General features: G+C 46.3%; 17 protein-coding genes and 2 pseudogenes. 12 read left to right on the forward strand and 7 right to left on the reverse strand.

All coding sequences use genetic code 11. The features are described 5' to 3' along the window. Positions 1-87: 87 nt before the first annotated feature. The gene (locus tag S7335_RS14485; RefSeq protein ID WP_006453662.1) at positions 88-1,161 is read right to left on the reverse strand and encodes an ABC transporter ATP-binding protein; all 1,074 of its coding nucleotides are present in this window, start codon (positions 1,159-1,161) and stop codon (positions 88-90) included. Positions 1,162-1,474: 313 nt separating this feature from the next. Then, complete coding sequence (locus S7335_RS14490; RefSeq protein WP_006454273.1) at positions 1,475-2,515, reverse strand: Fe(3+) ABC transporter substrate-binding protein; 1,041 nt, start codon at positions 2,513-2,515, stop codon at positions 1,475-1,477. A gap of 175 nt (positions 2,516-2,690) precedes the next feature. Here S7335_RS14490 and carB point away from each other — a divergent pair, with 175 nt between their 5' ends. From carB to S7335_RS14510, 6 genes are all read left to right on the forward strand, one after another. Next, entirely contained in the window at positions 2,691-5,933 is a 3,243-nt protein-coding gene (gene carB / locus S7335_RS14495) for a carbamoyl-phosphate synthase large subunit (protein ID WP_038016277.1), read from the forward strand. A 197-nt stretch (positions 5,934-6,130) separates the two neighbouring features. Continuing rightward, a complete protein-coding gene (locus S7335_RS27825; protein WP_006456297.1) occupies positions 6,131-6,307 on the forward strand; it encodes a hypothetical protein in 177 nt (58 codons plus the stop codon). A 191-nt stretch (positions 6,308-6,498) separates the two neighbouring features. Next, positions 6,499-7,707 (forward strand): glycosyltransferase family 4 protein, encoded by a 1,209-nt coding sequence (locus tag S7335_RS14500; protein ID WP_227500001.1) that lies wholly within the window; start codon positions 6,499-6,501, stop codon positions 7,705-7,707. Positions 7,708-7,788: 81 nt separating this feature from the next. Then, positions 7,789-7,938 carry a hypothetical protein gene (locus S7335_RS29510; protein WP_157620492.1) on the forward strand — a complete coding sequence of 50 codons (150 nt, stop codon included), beginning with the start codon at positions 7,789-7,791 and terminating at the stop codon, positions 7,936-7,938. A 5-nt stretch (positions 7,939-7,943) separates the two neighbouring features. Beyond that, positions 7,944-8,417, forward strand: a complete 474-nt coding sequence (locus S7335_RS27335; protein ID WP_006454127.1) for a hypothetical protein — start codon at positions 7,944-7,946, stop codon at positions 8,415-8,417. Positions 8,418-8,796: 379 nt separating this feature from the next. After that, on the forward strand, positions 8,797-9,750 hold the full coding sequence (locus tag S7335_RS14510) for a sulfotransferase (RefSeq protein WP_006456308.1): 954 nt from the start codon (positions 8,797-8,799) through the stop codon (positions 9,748-9,750). Positions 9,751-10,036: 286 nt separating this feature from the next. Here S7335_RS14510 and S7335_RS28885 read toward each other — a convergent pair. Beyond that, positions 10,037-10,410, reverse strand: a pseudogene (locus S7335_RS28885) (transposase); the annotation flags it as partial. Positions 10,411-10,696: 286 nt separating this feature from the next. Here S7335_RS28885 and S7335_RS14515 point away from each other — a divergent pair. Continuing rightward, entirely contained in the window at positions 10,697-12,067 is a 1,371-nt protein-coding gene (locus S7335_RS14515; protein ID WP_006456255.1) for a glycosyltransferase, read from the forward strand. A 106-nt stretch (positions 12,068-12,173) separates the two neighbouring features. Here S7335_RS14515 and S7335_RS28890 read toward each other — a convergent pair. Next, positions 12,174-12,296: pseudogene (locus tag S7335_RS28890) on the reverse strand (IS1 family transposase); the annotation flags it as partial. A gap of 1 nt (position 12,297) precedes the next feature. Further along, positions 12,298-13,233 carry a sulfotransferase gene (locus S7335_RS14520; RefSeq protein ID WP_227500002.1) on the reverse strand — a complete coding sequence of 312 codons (936 nt, stop codon included), beginning with the start codon at positions 13,231-13,233 and terminating at the stop codon, positions 12,298-12,300. An 88-nt stretch (positions 13,234-13,321) separates the two neighbouring features. Between S7335_RS14520 and S7335_RS26875 the strand changes: the two genes are divergently transcribed. Both S7335_RS26875 and S7335_RS27835 read left to right on the forward strand, forming a co-directional pair. After that, positions 13,322-13,525, forward strand: a complete 204-nt coding sequence (locus tag S7335_RS26875) for a hypothetical protein (RefSeq protein WP_006454425.1) — start codon at positions 13,322-13,324, stop codon at positions 13,523-13,525. Positions 13,526-13,542: 17 nt separating this feature from the next. Beyond that, complete coding sequence (locus tag S7335_RS27835; protein WP_157620255.1) at positions 13,543-13,698, forward strand: hypothetical protein; 156 nt, start codon at positions 13,543-13,545, stop codon at positions 13,696-13,698. Between the two features lie 155 nt (positions 13,699-13,853). Here the strand turns inward: S7335_RS27835 and S7335_RS14525 are convergent, their stop codons facing one another. Then, complete coding sequence (locus tag S7335_RS14525) at positions 13,854-14,840, reverse strand: transposase (protein WP_227500003.1); 987 nt, start codon at positions 14,838-14,840, stop codon at positions 13,854-13,856. 144 nt (positions 14,841-14,984) lie between these two features. Here S7335_RS14525 and S7335_RS14530 point away from each other — a divergent pair, with 144 nt between their 5' ends. The 3 genes from S7335_RS14530 to S7335_RS14540 all read left to right on the forward strand — a co-directional run bounded on the left by S7335_RS14530 (position 14,985) and on the right by S7335_RS14540 (position 18,530). Next, positions 14,985-15,800, forward strand: a complete 816-nt coding sequence (locus tag S7335_RS14530) for an IS4 family transposase (protein ID WP_006454004.1) — start codon at positions 14,985-14,987, stop codon at positions 15,798-15,800. A 178-nt stretch (positions 15,801-15,978) separates the two neighbouring features. After that, entirely contained in the window at positions 15,979-16,356 is a 378-nt protein-coding gene (locus tag S7335_RS27340) for a hypothetical protein (protein WP_050765898.1), read from the forward strand. A gap of 968 nt (positions 16,357-17,324) precedes the next feature. After that, entirely contained in the window at positions 17,325-18,530 is a 1,206-nt protein-coding gene (locus tag S7335_RS14540) for a M20 family metallopeptidase (protein ID WP_006457269.1), read from the forward strand. A 17-nt stretch (positions 18,531-18,547) separates the two neighbouring features. On the opposite strand, the gene glgX is transcribed toward S7335_RS14540, so the two are convergent. Next, on the reverse strand, positions 18,548-20,713 hold the full coding sequence (gene glgX, locus S7335_RS14545) for a glycogen debranching protein GlgX (RefSeq protein ID WP_006457524.1): 2,166 nt from the start codon (positions 20,711-20,713) through the stop codon (positions 18,548-18,550). Positions 20,714-20,857: the final 144 nt, after the last annotated feature.

Genomic DNA, 20,857 nt, shown 5'->3' on the forward strand with positions numbered 1-20,857 from the left:
AACTCGATCCGTAAATGTCCTAATGCATTAGGACATTTGGCATGTTAGCGATTGTATTACTTCTTGACACCATTACTTCTTAGCACCCTAATCGGAGAAAAACCTTGCCCGAGCCAAATCCACCTTTGCCTGTACCCGGGTCCCAATTTCTAATCGCTGATGCGCTGCTGTGCGAACATTGAGTACTTCTGTTGAAGGTAGCTGTACAGTATATCGATACTCTCTTCCTAGAAATTGACGATCTTGAACTTGCAGATTTCCTCCTTTGTCTGGTTTAATCTGCACATCTTCTTGGGCAATCATCAGCTTTCCTTGCGCCGCTGTTTGCTGTACTATCTTTTCGACCGGTAGGGGACCAATCCACCCTAGCTCTGTCTGACAGCCACCGTTAAGCCACGTTGCCGCTACAAAATTTGCCTGCGTCACAAAGGCTGCGATAAACTTCGAGGCTGGGCGCTGATAAATTCCTTCTGGTGTATCTACTTGTACGAGTCGACCCTGATGCATGACGGCTACTTTGTCTGCGATCGCTAGGGCTTCCTCTTGGTCATGTGTCACAAATATCCCAGATGCGCCTACCCGCTTCAAGATATCGCGCACTTCCTGACGCAAGTACAGCCGTACCTGCACGTCTAGGTTACTGAACGGTTCATCTAGCAGGATTACAGGTGGACGAGGTGCTAACGCTCTAGCTAGCGCTACCCGCTGCTGCTGTCCTCCAGAAAGCTCGTGGGGAAATCGCTTCTCCATCCCAGCAAGCCCCACTAGCTCAATGGCTGCGATCGCCTGCGAACGAATCTCTTTTTTAAGCAGCAAACCTTGCCGCCATAGCTGCTTTAAACCAAACGCTACATTATCCACCACATTGAGATGGGGGAAAAGCGCATAGTCTTGAAACACGATTCCGACATTTCGCCGCTCAGGTGGCAACCGCATTCTCGTTCCGCATACCTGCTGCTGGCCTAATACAATCTCTCCTGCATTAGGATGCTCGAAACCCGCTATTAGCCGCAACAGGGTTGTTTTACCGCAGCCTGATGGCCCTAATAGGCCTAGTAGCTCTCCTTGGTTTAGCTCGAAGCTGGCTTGATTTACCGCTGGAAGTGCTGTTCCTACGAATTGTTTTGTAACCTTAGAGCAAGATAGGACAGGACGAGACATACGCTATTGCACATTAATTTCAATAATGCCTTTTCTAATATACGCGATCTTTGCCCAGAGTAATTCCCAATAAGTTTCATTTAACACCAAGGTCAAACGTCATTGCTACGCTCTTAAGCCAGTGCCCCCTCGCCAGTACCCTCTACAGTGTGGTCTCTGTAGCAAAAGCTGTAGGTACATGTACAGCTTTTGCCACTTAGCTCTTCGCACTATATATTCGCGATAGTGAGAGCCGTATATATTGATGTGCCTATAGAGCTAAGTGGTTAGCAATCGCTAAACGTAACTGCGACTGCTACAAAAAGATCCAGTATTACTCCCAACCTGCTCGATCTACGATCTCGTTTACTTGAGGATTGTTTCGACCATAGGTCACTACGTTAGTCGCATCTACCTTGAAGTCGCCTAGCTCAGACACCACTGGATCAAGTGATACGCCCTCTGCTACTGGATACTCATTATTGCTCTCAGCAAACACCTCTTGCGCTTCAGGGCTGACTAAGAACTCCATAAACGCGATCGCATTTTCAGGATTTGGTGCCCCGGCGACCAGGCCCATACCGCTGATGTTGACGTGAGTGCCGCGATCTGACTGGTTAGGGAAGAACAGCGCCGTTTTAGCCACTGCCTCCTGATCCGCCGCGTCGTCTGATTTGGCTAGCCGTGCCCAATAGTAGTGATTCACAATCGCCACGTCGCACTGTCCTGCCGCTACTGCCTTGATTTGATCAGTATCGCCGCCCTCGGGGTCTCTAGCAAAATTACTGACTAGTCCTTCTGCCCAGGTTTCCGTAGCTTCAGGCCCTATTGATTCCACCATCGAACCGAGCAGTGACTGGTTATAAACATTTTCAGAACTGCGTATGCACACCCGCTCTTCCCACTTTGGATCGGCTAGATCTTCGTAGGTTGATAGCTCCTCTGGCTGCACATTGTCTGTGTTATACACCAGCATTCTGGCCCGAGTGGTCAAGCCGTACCACAGACCACTGGGCTCGCGTAGGTTCTCTGGCACTACACTATTCAAAACTTCAGAGGACACTGGCTGCAGAATTCCCGCCTCTTGTGCCCGCCATAGCCGTCCGGCATCTACTGCAATAAACACATCGGCTGGGCTTTCCTCGCCCTCATTGCTAATTCTTTCAATCAGCTCATCCGGCTTACCTTCTAGCACATTCACCTGAATGCCGGTTTGTTCAGTGAACTCTTCATACAGTTCCTCATCGACGTCGTAGTGCCGAGCAGAGTACAGATTCACAACTTGTTCAGCCTGATCTGAACTGCCCTGGCAGGCAGTAATGCCTAGACCGACCAAAAGCGTGATTCCACACAGGTAGCGTCTACTTATCTTCATTCTATACTCTTCGCTTGTTGACAATTACTATTAACTAGTAAAAAAGTTAAGGGCTAATTATGCAACCCTTTCTTGATTACTTTATTGTTAGGAACAGTTGTCATTTTGGGGAAACGGTCAAAACCAGTCTGATCATTTGCTGTAGAATTGGTTGGATTTATTAAGTTTGGTCCCCATGCCCCGTCGAAACGACCTCAAAAAGATAATGCTCATTGGTTCTGGCCCGATTGTGATTGGCCAGGCCTGTGAGTTTGACTACTCTGGAACTCAAGCCTGTAAGGCGCTGCGAGAAGAAGGGTATGAGGTTGTGCTGGTCAACTCTAATCCAGCAACGATCATGACTGATCCTGATATCGCTGATCGCACTTACATAGAACCCCTGACAGCTGACTTATTAGAACAGGTGATTGTTCGAGAACGGCCAGACGCGTTGCTGCCTACGATGGGCGGTCAAACCGCGCTAAACCTTGCGGTAGAACTGGCTAAGTGTGGCGTCTTAGACAAATACGGTGTCGAGCTAATTGGGGCAAAGCTAGAAGCCATCGAAAAAGCCGAAGATCGCAAATTGTTTAAAGAGGCCATGCTTAAAATTGGCGTTGGCGTCTGTCCCTCTGGGCTCGCTGAGACAATGGATGAGTCTTGGGAAATTAACCAGCAAATTGGCTCATATCCACTCATTATTCGTCCGGCCTTTACGATGGGCGGCAGCGGCGGTGGGATTGCCTACAACAAAGAAGAGTTTGAAACAATCTGTCGCTCAGGGCTAGAAGCGAGTCCGGTTTCTCAGATCTTAATCGAGCAGTCTTTATTGGGATGGAAAGAATATGAGCTAGAAGTGATGCGTGATCTAGCCGATAACGTTGTGATTATCTGCTCTATTGAGAATATTGATCCCATGGGTGTTCATACTGGCGACTCGATCACGGTTGCCCCTGCCCAGACCCTAACGGACAAAGAATATCAGCGCCTGCGCGATGCCTCGATCAAAATTATCCGTGAGATTGGCGTAGAAACAGGTGGCTCGAACATTCAGTTTTCGGTCAATCCAGATACTGGTGATGTCATCGTTATTGAGATGAATCCTCGGGTTTCTCGGAGTTCGGCCTTAGCGTCTAAAGCCACTGGATTCCCGATTGCCAAATTTGCGGCTAAGCTCGCGGTCGGCTATCGCCTAAATGAAATCTCTAATGACATCACCAAAAAGACACCCGCTAGCTTTGAGCCTACGATTGACTATGTGGTCACTAAAGTTCCTCGGTTCGCTTTTGAGAAATTCCCAGGTTCGTCTTCAACATTGACTACACAGATGAAATCTGTTGGCGAGGCGATGGCGATTGGTCGAACGTTTACAGAATCTTTTCAAAAGGCACTGCGATCGCTAGAAACAGGTCGAGCTGGCTGGGGGTGCGATCGCTCTGAGAAGCTACCGACGCTTTCCCAGGTTCGCAGCGACTTACGCCGTCCTCATCCAGAGCGGATCTTTGCTGTTCATCATGCGATGAAGTTAGGGCTATCGGTCGAGGAAATCTACGAACTTACTGCTATTGATCCCTGGTTTTTAGACAAGTTTGCGAGCTTGATCACGATCGAAAAGTTCCTTAGGCAGACGCCTTTGCCTGATATTAATAAGTCGCAACTGCTAGCTATTAAGCAAGAAGGCTTTAGCGATAGACAAATCGCCTTTGCCACGCGATCTCATGAAGACACCGTCCGTGAGTATCGCAAGTCGCTTGACGTTGTTCCTGTCTATAAGATGGTCGATACTTGCGCTGCTGAGTTCGAATCTACTACACCCTATTACTACTCGACTTACGAAGAAGAGAGTGAAGTTCTTCCTTCTGATCGCCGCAAGGTGATGATCTTGGGAGGGGGGCCTAATCGGATTGGTCAGGGCATCGAGTTTGACTACTGTTGCTGCCATGCTTCTTTTGCGTTGCAGGCTGATGACTATGAGACGATTATGGTCAACTCTAACCCGGAGACAGTCTCGACCGACTACGACACCAGCGATCGCCTCTACTTTGAGCCCTTGACCAAAGAAGATGTGCTCAACATTGTTGAAGCGGAAAATCCTGACGGTGTGATTATCCAGTTCGGCGGTCAAACCCCCCTCAAGCTTGCTGTTCCCTTGCAAGACTACTTAGACAGTGGTGCCTCTGAAGAGATCAAAACCAAAATTTGGGGGACCTCTCCTGATTCGATTGACGCGGCTGAAGACCGCGAACGTTTTGAGCAAATGTTGCGCGAGCTTGATATTCGTCAGCCGCCTAATGGGCTTGCTCGCAGCAATGAAGAAGCTCTCAAAGTGGCCCGAGAGATTGACTATCCTGTTGTCGTTCGTCCTAGCTACGTGCTAGGCGGTCGCGCGATGGAAATTGTCTATTCTGACGAAGATCTTGTTCGCTACATGACGACTGCTGTGCAGGTAGAGCCCGACCATCCCATTTTGATCGATAAGTTTCTAGAAAATGCGATTGAGGTGGATGTCGATGCGATCGCAGATCGCACTGGCACGGCTGTCATTGGCGGCATTATGGAGCATATTGAGCAAGCGGGTATTCACTCTGGTGACTCCGCCTGCACTCTACCTACCGTTAGTCTTTCTGAGGCGGCCCTTGCCACTATCCGCGACTGGACCTTCAAACTTGCAAAGCGTCTTAATGTTATTGGTCTGATGAACATCCAATACGCTATTCGAGGCGAACAGGTTTATATCATTGAGGCTAACCCTCGCGCCTCGCGCACGGTTCCTTTCGTTTCTAAAGCCACAGGCGCACGCCTCGCTCAGCTTGCCGTTCGGGTCATGTCTGGTAAAACCCTTACTGACCTTGGCCTGACCGAAGAGATTATTCCGGCTTACCTGTCTGTTAAAGAAGCCGTTCTTCCCTTCAATAAATTCACGGGCACCGATACATTACTAGGCCCAGAGATGCGCTCTACAGGGGAAGTTATGGGCATTGATACCAGCTTTGGCCAAGCCTATGCTAAGGCGGAGCTAGCCGCCGGTCAAATCCTGCCTCAGTCAGGTACCGTCTTTATCTCTGTCAATGACAGGGACAAAGCAGCAGTGATCCCTATCGCCAAAGAGTTTGTCGAAGCAGGGTTTGGTATTGTTGCCACCAGCGGCACCCACCGCACTATCAGCGAAGCCGGTGTTGACGTTGAGTCCATCCTCAAGATCCATGAGGGTCGCCCTCACGTAGGCGACGCTATCAAAAACCAAACCATCCAGCTAATTGTCAATTCTCCGGTTGGAGAAGCCGCGCAAGAAGACGATCGTATCTTGCGCCGCACCGCTCTTGACTATAAGATTCCAACCGTTACTACTCTCGCTGGTGCCAAAGCCACTCTTGCTGCAATCCGATCTCTAAAAGAGAATCAGCTAACTGTCAAAGCACTACAAGATCATTTGGCCTGAGCGTTTCTCTGATAGCTATACCAGAATGCACTTAAGTCTAGAAGTATCAACATATTATCTGCGAGACTATTTGATGCAATCTTGTCAGTGGAAACTGTCAGAACTAAGTATACAAAATGGGCATAACCTTCTGTTAGCCTAGGAAGGAAGTTTCCGCTCGGTTTCCGCTCGCTGCTCGTGACCTGTTCCTACTGTCAGTGGTTCCACGTTTTGCCGCTGCGCTAAGCTATCAGGACTTGACTGAGTTCTTTCTGCTGCGAGGCTTCCAGTTCACCCACGAAACCGTGAAAGATTGGGAAGAACGGTTCTCTCAGTTTACAGAGCAGATACGGATGAAGCGAAAAGGCAAGGAAGTCGAGCATGAGGTGCTCTAACCTGGCTGCCCAATCCTAATAATTTCGACTTTAGAACCACCAAACACATTCAGTAGTTAAAGACGAGTGCCTTCACCGATTAAAAAGATAGGTGTTTAGTAACCATGAAAAGAGGCCAACATGAAATCTAAACAATTCTCAGGTGCACCTTGTCAGAAAATATAAACTAAATGATAAATTTGTCAATTAGGATGGGTCTGAAACCCAATCTTGTATTTGTGAATATTAACTTTCAAAGTCAAAATAAAAGTCAACGCTTAAAGCTAGGCGTAGTAGCTAACGAATTTTTTGACCGGAAATTAGGGCGAATGGGAGGCTTTGGTTGGGCTACTCAGCAAGTGGCTAAATGCTTTAACGAAAGCCCTGACTTGGGCGTAGATCTTGTGTTCATCTCAGGTGAAAGAGTTGCATTACAAGCAAAGGATAAGTCCCTCGTTCACGGCACAAAACTAATATCGACCTCTCGGAACACAATCCATTTTGTAAGGCAGCTATGGGCAGAAAAGATTGACATTCTTTTATCCATTGATTATCGCCCTAATTATTTTCCTATTTTTTCTGCTTTACCCCGCACTCCGATCATAATTTGGGTGAGAGATCCGCGTCCACCTGAAGATATGAAAAAGATACAGACGGTGCGTATCCCGGGAAATTCTGAGCTACCTCAAGGATTGACTACTCCAGATTGTACTTCCCTAAGCAGAGTGGCTAAGATGTCGAAAATATCCAGGCGACCTATTTTGTTTGGTACGCCCGCTACTTTCTTGCGGCAGAAAGTTTCAGGCACTTACGGCTTAGCCCCATCTGAAGTCAAGCTACTGCCGAATATTATTGACCTTGATCCTGGCCAAATAAGTAAAAGCGAAAAACCTAGTGTGGTCTTCTTAGCAAGATTAGATCCGTACAAACGTCCTTGGTTGTTCCTTGAACTTGCGCATCATTTTCCAGAAGTCGATTTTATCTTCCTAGGGCAGCCTCACTTTATGGGGAAAGGTGCTTGGGAGCCACAGAACTTACCCAAAAATATTTTCTTAAAGGGACATGTTCAAGGTGCAGAAAAAATCGAAATTCTATCTTCTGCATGGGTTTTGATAAATACATCTATTCATGAAGGGTTAGCTGTCAGTTTTCAGGAAGCACTTCGATGCGAAACTCCTCTACTCAGTTGTGTCAATCCCGAAGAAGTTGTTTCTCGCTTTGGTATCTATGTAGGTCGTTATGACGGTGATGGGTTAGCAGGGCTCCCAAACTTTATCAACGACCTGAAAAAGCTTCTGGACAATCATGAGCTACGCACTCGTTTAGGCAAAGAGGGTCGAGAATGGGTTGAGAAAACGCATACTAAAGACAAGTTTTTGGAAACCTTTAGAGAGTGCTGTAAAGAGGCAAAAGTTCTTTAACATATCAGACGAACTCGCACTGCATACACTTCCCAACAGGTCTAGTAGGAGGGATAAAGGGTAACTCTACCAAATTTTCTAATAATAGGAGCAGTAAAAAGCGGAACAACAGCTCTTGATCGCTGTCTTAGAGCACATCCGCAAATTTATATGAGCCCGATTAAAGAACTAATCTTTTTACCCTTGAAGAAGAAAGTTTCAGCAAATTCAAAGGTGACTTTAGATCTATAGAAAGTATGCCTAATCTAATCAATAGTCTTGAAGATCATGACAGGTTTGTTGAACAGGTTTCGACCGAAATAGCTAACGGCGAAAACTCTTCGCTATCTCTTCTACATTTAAGTGCTGCGTCTAAAAACATAAAGCACCACATTCCTGATGCAAAGCTAATTGCGGTTTTACAAAATCACGTGGAAAGAGGCTATTCGGATTTTCTGTTCAGTACTGATAGGAATAGTGAACCTATTTATGATTTTGTTGAAGCAATCGAAACAGAAAGCAAAAGAATTCAGAAGAACTACTGGTTCAGGTGGCATTATCAGCAGCAAGGTTTCTACTTTAGACAAATCAAGCGGCATTTTGATTTGTTTCTAGTGACGCAAGTTCGAGTTTGCTTATATGCGGAGTCAAAGAAAAATACGTCGAAAGTTTTACGAGATATTTTTCAGTTTTTCCAAGTTGACGATTCTTTCATCTCAAACTCTCCTTAACAATACAACGTCACTCATGTCTCATGGTGCAAGCTTTTGAAACGGCTACTACCTCAGAAAAACTTAATCAACTCAACACCTGCAAAATTACTTATAGCTTCATTATGAGAGTCTATTAAGGAACGACTGGTTGCCCTAAATTACAAATCTGTGCCCTCTTAACGCCATTGCTCTACTTGCAGTTACTTCAAGAATATAGGGAAGATATCCTGCTGCTGGAAACCCCAACTCTTAAGAATTTGTCTCACTGGTTAACACCCTAGAGGTTTTATTAGGTTGAGTTTATATTTAAGACAATTTGATAGTCAAAATGATATTAGAGACTAGAGCCTCGCTGACCACTTCTGCAACTTAAATCACTATGGGGAGAACATGTTCTATGGATGCGCCGCCTGTTTTTATTGTTGGCTGTGAGCGATCGGGCAATACTTTGCTAAGGTTGATGCTAAATCGAAGCCCCTCAATTCACATTCCCTCAGAAACATACTTTTTGAGCCGACTTGTAGATCGCCAAGAAGTGTACGGAGATTTTGGCCTTGCCCATCAACGATGGTTTTTTATCCGAGATTTACAAACAAATAAGGCGACCTCGACAACGTTCACTTTCCCGGTTTTCAAGCTGTCTATAGACGAAGCGGAAGATGTTTTACTAAGAGCAGCGCCAACAAATTACTCTGGTGCCGCTTTTGCTCTGTTTGAGGCGGCCGCTCGAAAGCAAGGAAAGAAGCGATGGGGTGATAAAACACCACGTCATATTTTTGACATTCAATGGCTTGCCGAAATATTCCCCACAGCTCAGTTTATTCACGTCATTAGAGATGGCAGAGATGTAGCGAGTAGCTTGCTAAAAGCCGGTTGGGTTGGTAACTTTACCGAAGCAGCTTGCTATTGGCAAAAAAAGGTTAGGGCGGGCAGAAAAGCCGGAAGAGCGCTGGAGAAACACAGGTATTACGAGGTAAAATACGAACAGCTCGTGAGCGATCCAGAGAGGATACTAAAGCATATTTGCAAATGGCTAAGTCTCACATACATTCCTGAGATGCTAGATCCGAGTGCAACTTCCGTGAACTATATCTCCGGAGACTGGCATCTGCACGGAATGGTTGCCAAGCCTGTTGATGCCTCTCGTATTTATGCATGGAAAGCGACTCTTTCCATGCACCAGCTCGCTGATTTTGAAGCTATTACAAGAGAATTATTAAACGAACTAAATTATGAAGTTACAGGCGCTAAAATTCCTTTTTGGCGAGCCTCTGTGAGAGAAGGAATAAAAAAAATGAGGATACTCGAAGCCGAGTCATATAAAGTTCTACAAAAACTAGAGATTTACTAACATACTTGAATCTGAAATTTCGCTGTCAATATCGTTAAGGCGGGGAAAGCTGTATATAACAACTCAACAAATCACTTGCTTTCTTTTCTTTGGCTCTAATATTTGTTTAAGTATTTAGAATGAATATAAAAGAACCGTTAATTTCTGTTGTTATTACTACCTATAATCAACTACACTTCCTTAGAAAAGCTGTTAATAGCGTTAAAATACAAATGTTTAAAGATTGGGAACGGCTTTGTTGCATGACTCAGGAACAAGAGAAGGCTTCTTTCGTGCAGTCGTTCGATTAGTCCTCAACCCAAACAGTGTTAGGTTTGACCACCTGAATTATCTGATTCAAGACAGCACACTGTAGCAGTGTCCCGAATGCCTAGTTATCGAGTTTTCTAGAGCGGACTCTACCATCAGACGCTCCTTTATGTCGAAACATCGTTGTTTTAGCTAGCGAACGACGATGATAGCCCACCAACTTCTTCCAGTACTTACGCTCGTGCTTTAGTATCACTACCCTCAATCAGGCCTTTGAGGACAGCGCCGTCAATAAACATCATTCGTGGTCACTACGGCACTAAGGATCTAGCCTGTTGCTTCGTCTATGCCGAGGTGTAGCTTGCGCCAAGTCCGACGCTTGCTGATCTCATGCTGACGTGTCTTCCACTCACTATTAAATGACAGTGGAGTAGTCGGCAACCTAATCACGCAATAATGCTGACCGCTGTGAGAGTAATATTAGACACCTTTACGAGTTGTTTCCTAAGGGAATTCACTGATGCTCTAGCGACAAGTTGTTAGGAGTTCGTCCTTTCTAAACGCTATCTTTGCAAACCTGTAAACAAAACTATAGAAGTGAAGGCGAAAAGTAGGCAGCCAAGTCTTGAATGATAGATTTAATACATTGAAACCGAGAATACATTTATGCCTATTGATCTAAGTTAATAGAACAACCATGTTATTCGATCCAGCTTCAAACCCATCTGACCTAGACGGCAGCAACGGCTTCGTAGTCAACGGCAGCAATGCCGTTGACTACTCCGGCCGTTCGGTGAGCGGCGCGGAAGACATCAACGGCGATGGCATCATTGAAATGCCTAAGCGAACCATTCTGATATATCGCGACCAGTTACTGCCTTATTCAGAGACATTTATTCCAGCTCAGGCCGAGAACTACACTCGGTATCAGAGTTTTTATGCAGGCAGTTCGCGCTTGTCTAATATAGATACAATGTTGCCAGTAGAGCGATGTATTACTCTCGAACAGGAAAAAGGGCTGAAAAAATTTTGGAAAGGAGCTTACTGGTTTTTTAATTTTCCTCGTCCGAGCTGGGTAGAACACTTGAAGGACATCGAACCTTGTTTAATCCACGCTCATTTTGGTTTAGATGGTGTAATGGCAATGCCCCTAGCTAAACGACTTCGGGTTCCTTTGTTTGTGACTTTCCACGCGCATTATGCTACCAAGCAACCCGATGCCGATTTCAACCCCAGAGAACCTCTTTATAAGCAGCTTTATTTTAGCGATCCTATTCAATACACCTGGCATTTATATCTCCGTAAGCGGGCGCAATTGTTTGAATCTTCTAATTGCATAATCGCAATATCAAACTACATTCGCCAACGGCTCATTGAACAGGGATGTCCAGAAGAAAAAGTCAATGTTCATTATATTGGTGTGGATCTACAGCAATTCAATGCTGAAATTACTCGCGAAATTAAAGCTTCTAATACCCAGTTAGTTAATCATCAAACCACCATCTTATTTGTAGGGCGATTGGTGGAAAAGAAAGGATGTGAATACTTACTGAGATCAATGGCTCATGTACAGCAACTTATGCCGTATGTGAAATTGATCGTCATAGGGGACGGCGTATTGAGACAGCCCCTAGAAAACATGGCTTCTAAAACTCTTCGACACTGCCAATTTCTAGGACTGCAGTCTACAGAAATGGTCAAGAAATGGATGGCTCTATCAAGCGTTCTAGTGGTTCCAAGCGTTACTACTGAAACAGGAGAAACAGAGGGCTTGCCTATGGTTATTTTGGAAGCGATGGCGATGGGCTTGCCTGTAGTGGCTTCTTTTCATGCAGGTATTCCCGAGGCTATTTCTCATGGAGAGAATGGCTTTTTAGTACCAGAACGAAGTATTTCTGACTTGAGTCAGGCGATTCTTGATCTCTTGCGATACCCAAACATCAAGGAGCATTTTGCAAACAAAGGAATCGAAACCATTCAGGCCAATTATGATTTGCAGACGAATACTAAACACTTGGAAATGCTATACGACACGGCAGTAAACCAGTATCAGAGCAGTTATAAGTAATTATTGGTTAAACTCTGTGACGGGCTAAAGCCCAGGCTAAACTTTCATGGCGACTTACTCTAGTAAACAGCTATGCCACCATGTAGGATACGGCTTATCGGTAGTCCTAAACAAGTAAGGACGCATTGTAGTGATGGATGAAGTGCCAGATAGCACCAACGTGATTCTTCAACCTCTCAGAAAACGATAGGGACTTCCTCATCAGCCTCGAAACCCTCTGGCTAAGACTCTTAAAGTTTACTAGCATATTCGAGCCAATTTGTTGTATACCTCCCAAATTGTCTTTCTAGTTTATTGATTTGGTCGAAATACATTTTAGCTAGGTACATAGCAAGATGATGAGGTATTTCTCCATCGTATCTTTGTTGTCGGGAATTCACTTTATCCCTGATAATGCTATTAGAACAGTCAGGCAGTATTCTAATATCTAGAAAGTTACATATACGACTAATTAAAACATCCGGAGCTTCACTAATTTCCTCAAAAAAACAGATTAAGAACTGCTTGTCAGGATAATGAAATTTCCAGTTCTCAAGTGTGCGTAAATAGTTACCTCTTAAACGCGATCCTCGGCTTTCAAACTCAACAATGAATTCTTCATCTGAAATATCATTTAATTTTTCTGACTGAGTCTTTCTGATATCTTTCAGAGCATGAGACCAAGCTCTTTGAATGGGATTTCGCATCAAAAAGATTATTTTTAAGTCTGGGATGGTTTGGTGAATATAACCAACCGATTCTTTCTCCAGTGTAGAATATGATGGTGTTATTTCTCCTGCCAGCTTTTGGTGACCCAATTCGAAAGCAGATGAGTATAGTACATCAGAGTTATAAGTTAGATATTCAGTTGTGTATTGAAAAGTTTTAATTAAATTTAGCTGAAGAACACTTTCTCGGACTTTCTCTTTGAATATCTTGTCTCGCCAACCATTCGCCGACTTTAGCCAGCTAGGTCTTGTATCTTGTAACAAGAACAACCTTTGAAGAAGACTCTTTGAGAGAGTACTTTCTCTAGCATCAAAGTAATGTAGTTCTTTTTGAAAGGGAGGAAAATATAGATCGGGATGCTTCTTTAAATTCTCATACAACCATGTTGAGCCTGATCTTTGCGTTCCTATACCTAGAAAATTTGGTAACATTATAAATTTTTCCTGAGAGGGTGACACAACAGACCAACCGCTGACGTAGCGTGTAGTTGGTCGTATGAAGAGAAGAAAAGATAGGCTGGTTTTGCGAACACACCCTATCGACTTCATGATATCTCAAGACTATCAAGTGCCCCTCAAGACTCATCTGAGCGCTCGTGCCTATTTGTTGCTATCGCTACTGGTCACCGTCGTTCAAACCTGCCGAGATATGCGATTGGAGAGCCTTGCCGAAGCGCTACCATTGCCTATCTTATTCGAGTCACGGCGAAAAAAGTCCAACGGTTCCTCACACTCGGTGCCTTCAGTCTGAACCATCTATGGCAAGGCGTGCTATCGGTGTTTCTCGCTGAACAGGTAGGCAGCCAGGAGACCACAGTTTATGTTGCCATCGACCGGACGACCTGGCGCGAGGTGAACCTGCTGATGGTGAGCGTCATCTGGAAAGGGCGAGCCATTCCCCCTGATTGGCTGACAAAAGTTTAGTCAGGGAGAAACTTGACAGTGGTCACCATGAAATTAAGGCGACCGGCCTTTCTATTGTGTTCTTTCCTAGAAGCCATGGCGGGTTCAAGGTCAATGTGAGAGGTCAAACAAACCTGTTTAATCAACTTCCAACCGTTGAGCAGAGCCGCCTTAGCTCACTCCAATCCGATGCGGAAATAGCTGTTGCCCCTAGCCCAATGGGTATCAATCCACCGTCTACGACCTGATTGCACCACGTCTACCCCTTGAGCAGTAACGTAGAGGGTGGCCACTGCGAGTACGAACCATAGCCGAGAGAGGTCAATGACGCAGCGAATCTCAGAGCGTTGTAGATTCCAGCCACTGGACTGGTCGTCTAAAAATCCTTCTTCAATATCAAAGCGCAGTCCATATTCTACAAAGGTTTGCGGGCTAGTTGGCTGGTCACTGACCACCGCCCAAAACTCACCATTGATGTTGTTGCGCCCGATGATGACATGCACTGGGCCGTATTTTTCCTGACGATGCAATCTGATGTGGTGAAAACCAAGTGCTTTGCCCCGCTCTAAGTGGAATGATTTGGGTTGACACCAACCGGAACCCGGTCGCCAAAGCCAGGTGTCACTTTTGATGCGGATTCGGTAATGCCAGCCGAGTTGTTGCATAAGCTTCATTGCACGGGTATGTACAAAGCCGCGGTCAGCCAACAGAATTACGGTTGCTTTTGAAGGCAGGTATTGAGCGGACTGCTTGAGTAGTTCTTCATATGCTTCAAACGCAACAGAGGCACTGTTGTGTTCTAGAACTCGCCAAGCCAGAGGAATAGAGCGGCCTCTATACACCACGGCTAGCCGGATTAAGCAGTACTGCTTCCAAAACAATGATGTATCTAAACAAAGATAAAGACTTTCCGCTTCCCAAGTCGATAAGGCTGCTTGAATCAGCGGTTTATACAATCGGTGAATGTTGATGCGGCTATTGCCCAGCCAGCGCCGCACCCGTCTTTGTTTACTTTGGGCATAGAAACCGCGACAGGGCAAATAGGTTGCCCATTTACTCAGGCTAACGCTGCCGGTTTGGATTAGGGCAAACACCATCCAACAGCAGGTTGTCAGATGGCCTAGATGGACCCAAGGGCAGTCTTGACCCAACCAGTCTTTCAAGGCATCGTAAGGGCGGGAGTTTTTTTCACAGCGTTCCTTTGGTTTTGAGTTGCATCTAAATCTTAGAACGCTGGCTCCCCCTCGCAACCTTTGCGGCTCTAAAGTCCCTGTATAACAAGCGATTCAACCTGGCTATTGCATCTTTTGTCAGCCAATCAGGCCATTCCCCTCTCCTGGCGGTTGATGGAGAATTTAGGAAACTCTGACTACGTGGAACAAACACAGCTGCTGACCAAAGCGCTGCCGATGCTCTCGGCGAATAAAATTGTCGTGCTGGGTGACCGTGAGTTTTGCTCGGTTGACCTGGCCAGATGGCTGGGTGAAAAAGGTCATTACTTCTGTTTACGGCAAAAGCAATCCACTTGGATGAAGGCAGGCGAGACAGACTGGCAAAAACTTACGACTCTAGGGCTGCGACCGGGTACGCAAGGCTTTTACAACGCTCTCACCTTGACCAAAAGTAAGGGCTTCGGTGCGGCTCATCTCGTTGGCAAGTGGAAACGGCGCTATCAAAGTTTCGCGCCCGCAGAACCCTGGTTTATCCTGACCAGTCTCGATACACTCGATGTGGCTATTTGGGCCTACCAGAAGCGCTTCGATATTGAAGAAATGTTCCGCGATTTTAAGCTCGGCGGCTACTCGCTAGAGCGTTGTCGCGCACAGGATAAGCGGTTTCTGTCAATTGTTCTACTCGTTGCCATTGCCTACACCTGCGCCACTAGCCAAGGTCAAACCCTCAAGCAAAAGGCGCTACAAAAGTACATCGCAAGACCTGAGCGCTACGACCAACCCAACAAAAGACACAGTGCTTTTTACATCGGGCTAGCGGCTCATCGATGGGTTCCTTTTTGGCCTCGTTGCCAGCAACAAGTCTTCGAGTTGTTAGTGCTCGACCGCAATAAACTGCCCTATCATTTAAAGGATCTTAAGGCTATGGACGCTGTCCTCTCTGCTTTCTAGACGTTGTGTCGCCCTTTCAGAAATTTTTCTAAAATATTGAACATCATAAACAACATTCGAATATTAACACCTTTTCACTAACTTAGTGGTGCGAAATCCGACCGGAATAGGCTTCAGTTATAGTTTCTAAACCCAAGATAAAGAGAGAGTTGTGAACTAGAGAAGTGTGTGATACGTAATGAATGGTGTCGAAGGCAGCAGCTTACAAGGTATCAGCCGCATCGGGAAACGAGCCTACGGCACGGTTGTCGATATCGTTCGCACCGTAAGTTACAAAGCCCAACTCGTACACGACGAAGCAGTTCAGGATGTGGAGTGCAGCCAAATCACAGTTGATGAAATGTGGTTATTTGTGAAAAAAGCGCACCGGCTGCGCTCCCGAAGGCTCGACTGCTGGTTAGGGGTGAGTCCTGCCGATGAGAGTAGATTAATTCTCAGTCTTCGGGTCGGGAAACACACGGATGAGTTTCTGACAGAATTGGTGGCGAGCACAGAAGGTAAAACAGATTGTAAGTTTGGTGTACAGATGATTAGGGTGGCTATGAGAGGGGCTTAGCGCCTGAGGTAGGCCATCTTATCAGCAAGAAAATACCCAACGTTTAGAACGGACCAACGGCATTATTCGACAACAAACCGGACGTTGGCATAGACAACAGAACAAACTCGGAAAGCGATAGGAACAGACCGAGACCACCGCCCGCTTAATCGTCAGCTATTTCAATTGGATACGGCAACATAGCCGAATAAGAAACAGTGCCGCTCAACGGGCTGGAAGCTACACAGCCTTTGGACTTGGCATGACGTTGCTACCTATCCCACGTTTTATTCAGACACAATCAAAGAGAGCTAGAATTCCGAAGCATGAAGACTAGAGTTTTCCAGTTAGACATATAGAAAACGCTCCGTCGTGTAGTTATATATGGTCGCAGGACCATTTTATTTTGACAAAGTGAACTAGAGGAAGCTGTCAGAACTAAGTATACAAAATGGGGCGAAACCTTCTGCTAGCTTGGGAAGTAAGTTCCCGCTCGACTTCCGTTCGCCGCTCATGATTTGGCCCCCAACTGTCAGTCGTTCCATGCTGTACCGCTACGAAGACTTCGTCTGTTTTGGCAAGTTTAGAAAGCGATCTATGAAAGGTATTGGGAATTGAAAACCCTATTCCAGGCTGCTTAAACAGAGATAGAGCTAAGAGCAATCTCATTGATAGCGATTCGACGTAATCTGGCTACCCAGAGCTGACAATTTCGTCGAGGCTGTTCTTTAGGCTGTCGGCGTGTGATTGTTGAAATTTATATAAAATGGTGTATCAACTTTTCTATTCTTCAATGGATATCTTTCGCTAACAACTTCCCCTAAAAACCTTTAGAATAGGACATCTTTTGTAGCCAGTTTTTCTCTCCTTGGAGGCGCTCTGCGTTAGGCTTTTCTCATATCCTTATGTATATAGCAGATTCGGCAGATATACGGCCCTGTGCTGCCTGTTGCCCTTTAGCTACTTCCTTTCTCCCTAAACCCCTCTACATGCTCCCCACCATCCAAAAGCTTGCCCACAAACTTACCCCTCGTCTTGTCGAGATTCGCCGTCATATTCATGCTCACCCCGAGCTTAGTGGCCAAGAATACAAAACGGCCGCCTACGTCTCTGGCGTCCTCTCCTCCTACGGCTATCATGTCCAGGAAATGGTAGGAAAAACGGGCGTAGTTGCTGAGTTAAAGGGTAAAACCGCTCCAGATGACAATGTTCTTGCCATTCGCGCTGATATGGACGCACTGCCTATCCTGGAAAAGGCAGATATTTCCTTTATTTCCAAAAGTCCCGGCATCATGCACGCTTGCGGACACGATGTTCACACTACCGTTGGCCTCGGAACGGCTATGCTGCTCTCTGAGCTGACCGATGCTGGCGATCGCCCGTTCCTTAGCACCACCCGCTTCCTATTTCAACCCGCTGAAGAAACTGCTCAGGGCGCAAAATGGATGATCGCAGATGGAGTGATGAAAGATGTTGCTGCTATTCTGGGTCTCCATACTTTTCCTAGTATTCCCGCAGGCAATATTGGGCTTCGCCAGGGCGCGCTCACTGCCGCCGCTGACGATCTTGAAATTATCATCAAGGGTGAATCTGGTCACGGTGCCCGTCCCCATGAGGCCGTTGATGCTATCTGGATTGCAGCCCAGGTTATCACTCAGCTTCAGCAGTCGATTAGCCGCACTATCAATCCACTTCATCCTGCCGTCATTACTATCGGCCAAATTTCCGGCGGTCGCGCTCCTAATGTCATTGCCGACCAGGTACGATTGACTGGAACCGTGCGATCGCTTCACGCTGATACTCATGCCTTACTCCCTGGCTGGATTACTAACATCGCTAAAGCGATCTGTTCTCTTCACGGCGCTACCTGCACTGTAAAATATACCCGCGGTTGCACCTCCGTGCTTAATGACATAGACCTCACGAATCTAATTGCGGCCTGTGCGACTGAAGCACTCGGGGGTGATCGCATTCAGTGGATACCGGATGCCTCTATGGGCGCAGAAGATTTTGCTAATTTTACTGATATGGTGCCGGGTACTATGTTTCGTCTTGGTGTTGGCTTCCCAGATCGGGACATCAACCATCCGCTTCATCACTCCCAATTTGAGGTTGATGAGAGCGCTTTGACTGCTGGTGTGATGACGATGGCCTATAGTGCTTATCGATATTGGAAAAGCAAAGAAAAGGAATAGACGGACTTATGTACGCACTATATCGTACGATCTAGGCGGCTTAGTAGGATGATCGCACTGCGAGCCGCTACTGGAATTTTGTCACTTTTCTTGTAGGTTTTCCTGCGTTTCACAAAGCCTTCTGATTTAGTATCAATTAGCAGCCTCCATTTGCGGCTGGCCCAATCGGCATTTTCTGGATCGCGCAGCCTTTCTGGAATGGAAAATTCTAGTGTTTCATAGTGGGCATTAAACATTAGCAAAAAGCTATCGTCTATCACCTGCTCACCGCGATGATCGGGCGTGGCAATCTCCTCACCATTCAAGAAGACAGTAAGGGTTCTAACATATCCCGCGGTCCATTCGTCGCTCATGGCAATGCCATCTACATTGAACCAACCAATATCACGAATACCAGAGCCATGAATCTGTCGACCATAGAACCATTCCCGGCGACGGAAGATAGGGTGATCTTTTACAAGCTTGATGAGCTTTTGGGTATAGCGTAAAAGCTCTTTTTCGTCTTTCTCTAGCTCCCAGTTTAGCCAAGAGAGTTCGTTATCGTGACAGTAGGTGTTGTTATTGCCACGCTGCGATCGCCCCATCTCATCCCCAGCTAGCAGCATGGGTACGCCTTGAGAGAGCATTAGCGTCGCCAAAAAGTTTCGCTGTTGCTGTAATCGTAGACTTTGAATTTCAGGCTCATTTGTTGTTCCTTCGGCGCCGCAGTTCCAAGAACGGTTGTGATCTTCTCCGTCACGATTGTCCTCACCGTTCGCTTCGTTGTGCTTTTCGTTGTAGCTCACCAGATCACGTAGCGTGAAGCCATCATGCGCTGTAATAAAGTTGATACTGGCATGAGGCCGACGCCCTGTATGCTCGTAGAGATCAGAGCTACCCGTTAGCCGCGCGGCAAATTCGCCTAATGCGCTATCTTCGCCCCGCCAGAAGTCGCGTACGGTATCGCGATACTTACCGTTCCACTCTGACCACAGTAGCGGAAACTTACCTACCTGATAGCCTCCATCACCCACATCCCACGGCTCAGCGATTAGCTTCACCCTAGAGAGCACTGGGTCTTGGTGAATGATGTCAAAAAAGGTTGCTAGCGTTCCTACCTCAAACAGCTCGCGTGCCAATGCAGAGGCTAAATCAAACCGAAAGCCGTCAACATGCATCTCTTGCACCCAATAGCGCAGACTGTCCATAATCAGCTTCAAAACCTGGGGATGGCTCATTCTCAAGGAATTACCACAGCCCGTGAAATCCATGTAGTAGCGCTCATTGCCTTCTACTAGGCGGTAGTAGGCAGCATTGTCAATTCCTCGAAAGCTCAGGGTAGGTCCCATGTGGTTGCCTTCACCTGTGTGGTTATAGACCACATCTAGGATCACTTCAATCCCAGCCGCATGTAGGGAACGCACCATCGCTTTGAATTCGTTTACCTGTTCTCCGCCCATGCCAGAGGCACTGTAGTTGGGATGTGGGGCAAAGTAGTTTAACGAGTCATATCCCCAGTAGTTGCTAAGTCCTTTACTAACGAGATAGCCAGGGGTAGCGTGAAAATGATGGATAGGCATCAATTCTACCGCGGTGATGCCGATAGATTTGAGATGCTTGATCGCTGCAGGATGACCTAACCCTGCATAAGTTCCTCTAAGCGCTTTGGGGACTTTGGGATGCCGTTGAGTAAATCCCTTTACATGCACTTCGTAGATGATGGTTTGGTTCCAGGGCGTCTTCGGATGGGTATCTCCTTCCCAGTCAAAACTAGTATCAACCACGACACATTTGGGTACGGCTTCGGCACTATCTATTGAATTGCAGCTAAGATCCTCATCACTATCGCCCCACTCATAGCCAAAGATAGATTGTCCTGGTGTGACATTGCCATCGATTGCTAGCGCATAAGGATCAATTAGCAGCTTGTTGGGATTAAACCGATGACCATGTTCGGGATCAAAAGGACCGTGAACCCTGTAACCATAACGCTGACCAGGCCTAATCCCTGGAAAGTATCCGTGCCAGACAAAGTTGTAGACCTCAGCAAGTTTGTAACGACTTTCCTCTCCTTTTTCATCAAAAAAGCACAGTTCTACTGCGGTGGCGTTCTCGGAAAAAAGGGCAAAGTTTGTACCGCTGCCATCCCAGGTAGCTCCCAAATGATTCGCTGTACCCGGTAATTGCAACTGTTGAGTAGTCATATCGTTTGAAAGAGAACACTGATGATTTACTAAGAAAATTTAGTCTAGAAAAATATCGCGATACCTAGAAGTATCCAGGGATTGCAAGTGATCTTGGCTGTTGCTATCTGCAGCTTTTAGCCGATGAGCGGGTCTTAGCAACGT

Origin of the sequence: Synechococcus sp. PCC 7335 (genome assembly GCF_000155595.1) — a bacterium.
Classification (GTDB): domain Bacteria; phylum Cyanobacteriota; class Cyanobacteriia; order Phormidesmidales; family Phormidesmidaceae; genus Phormidesmis.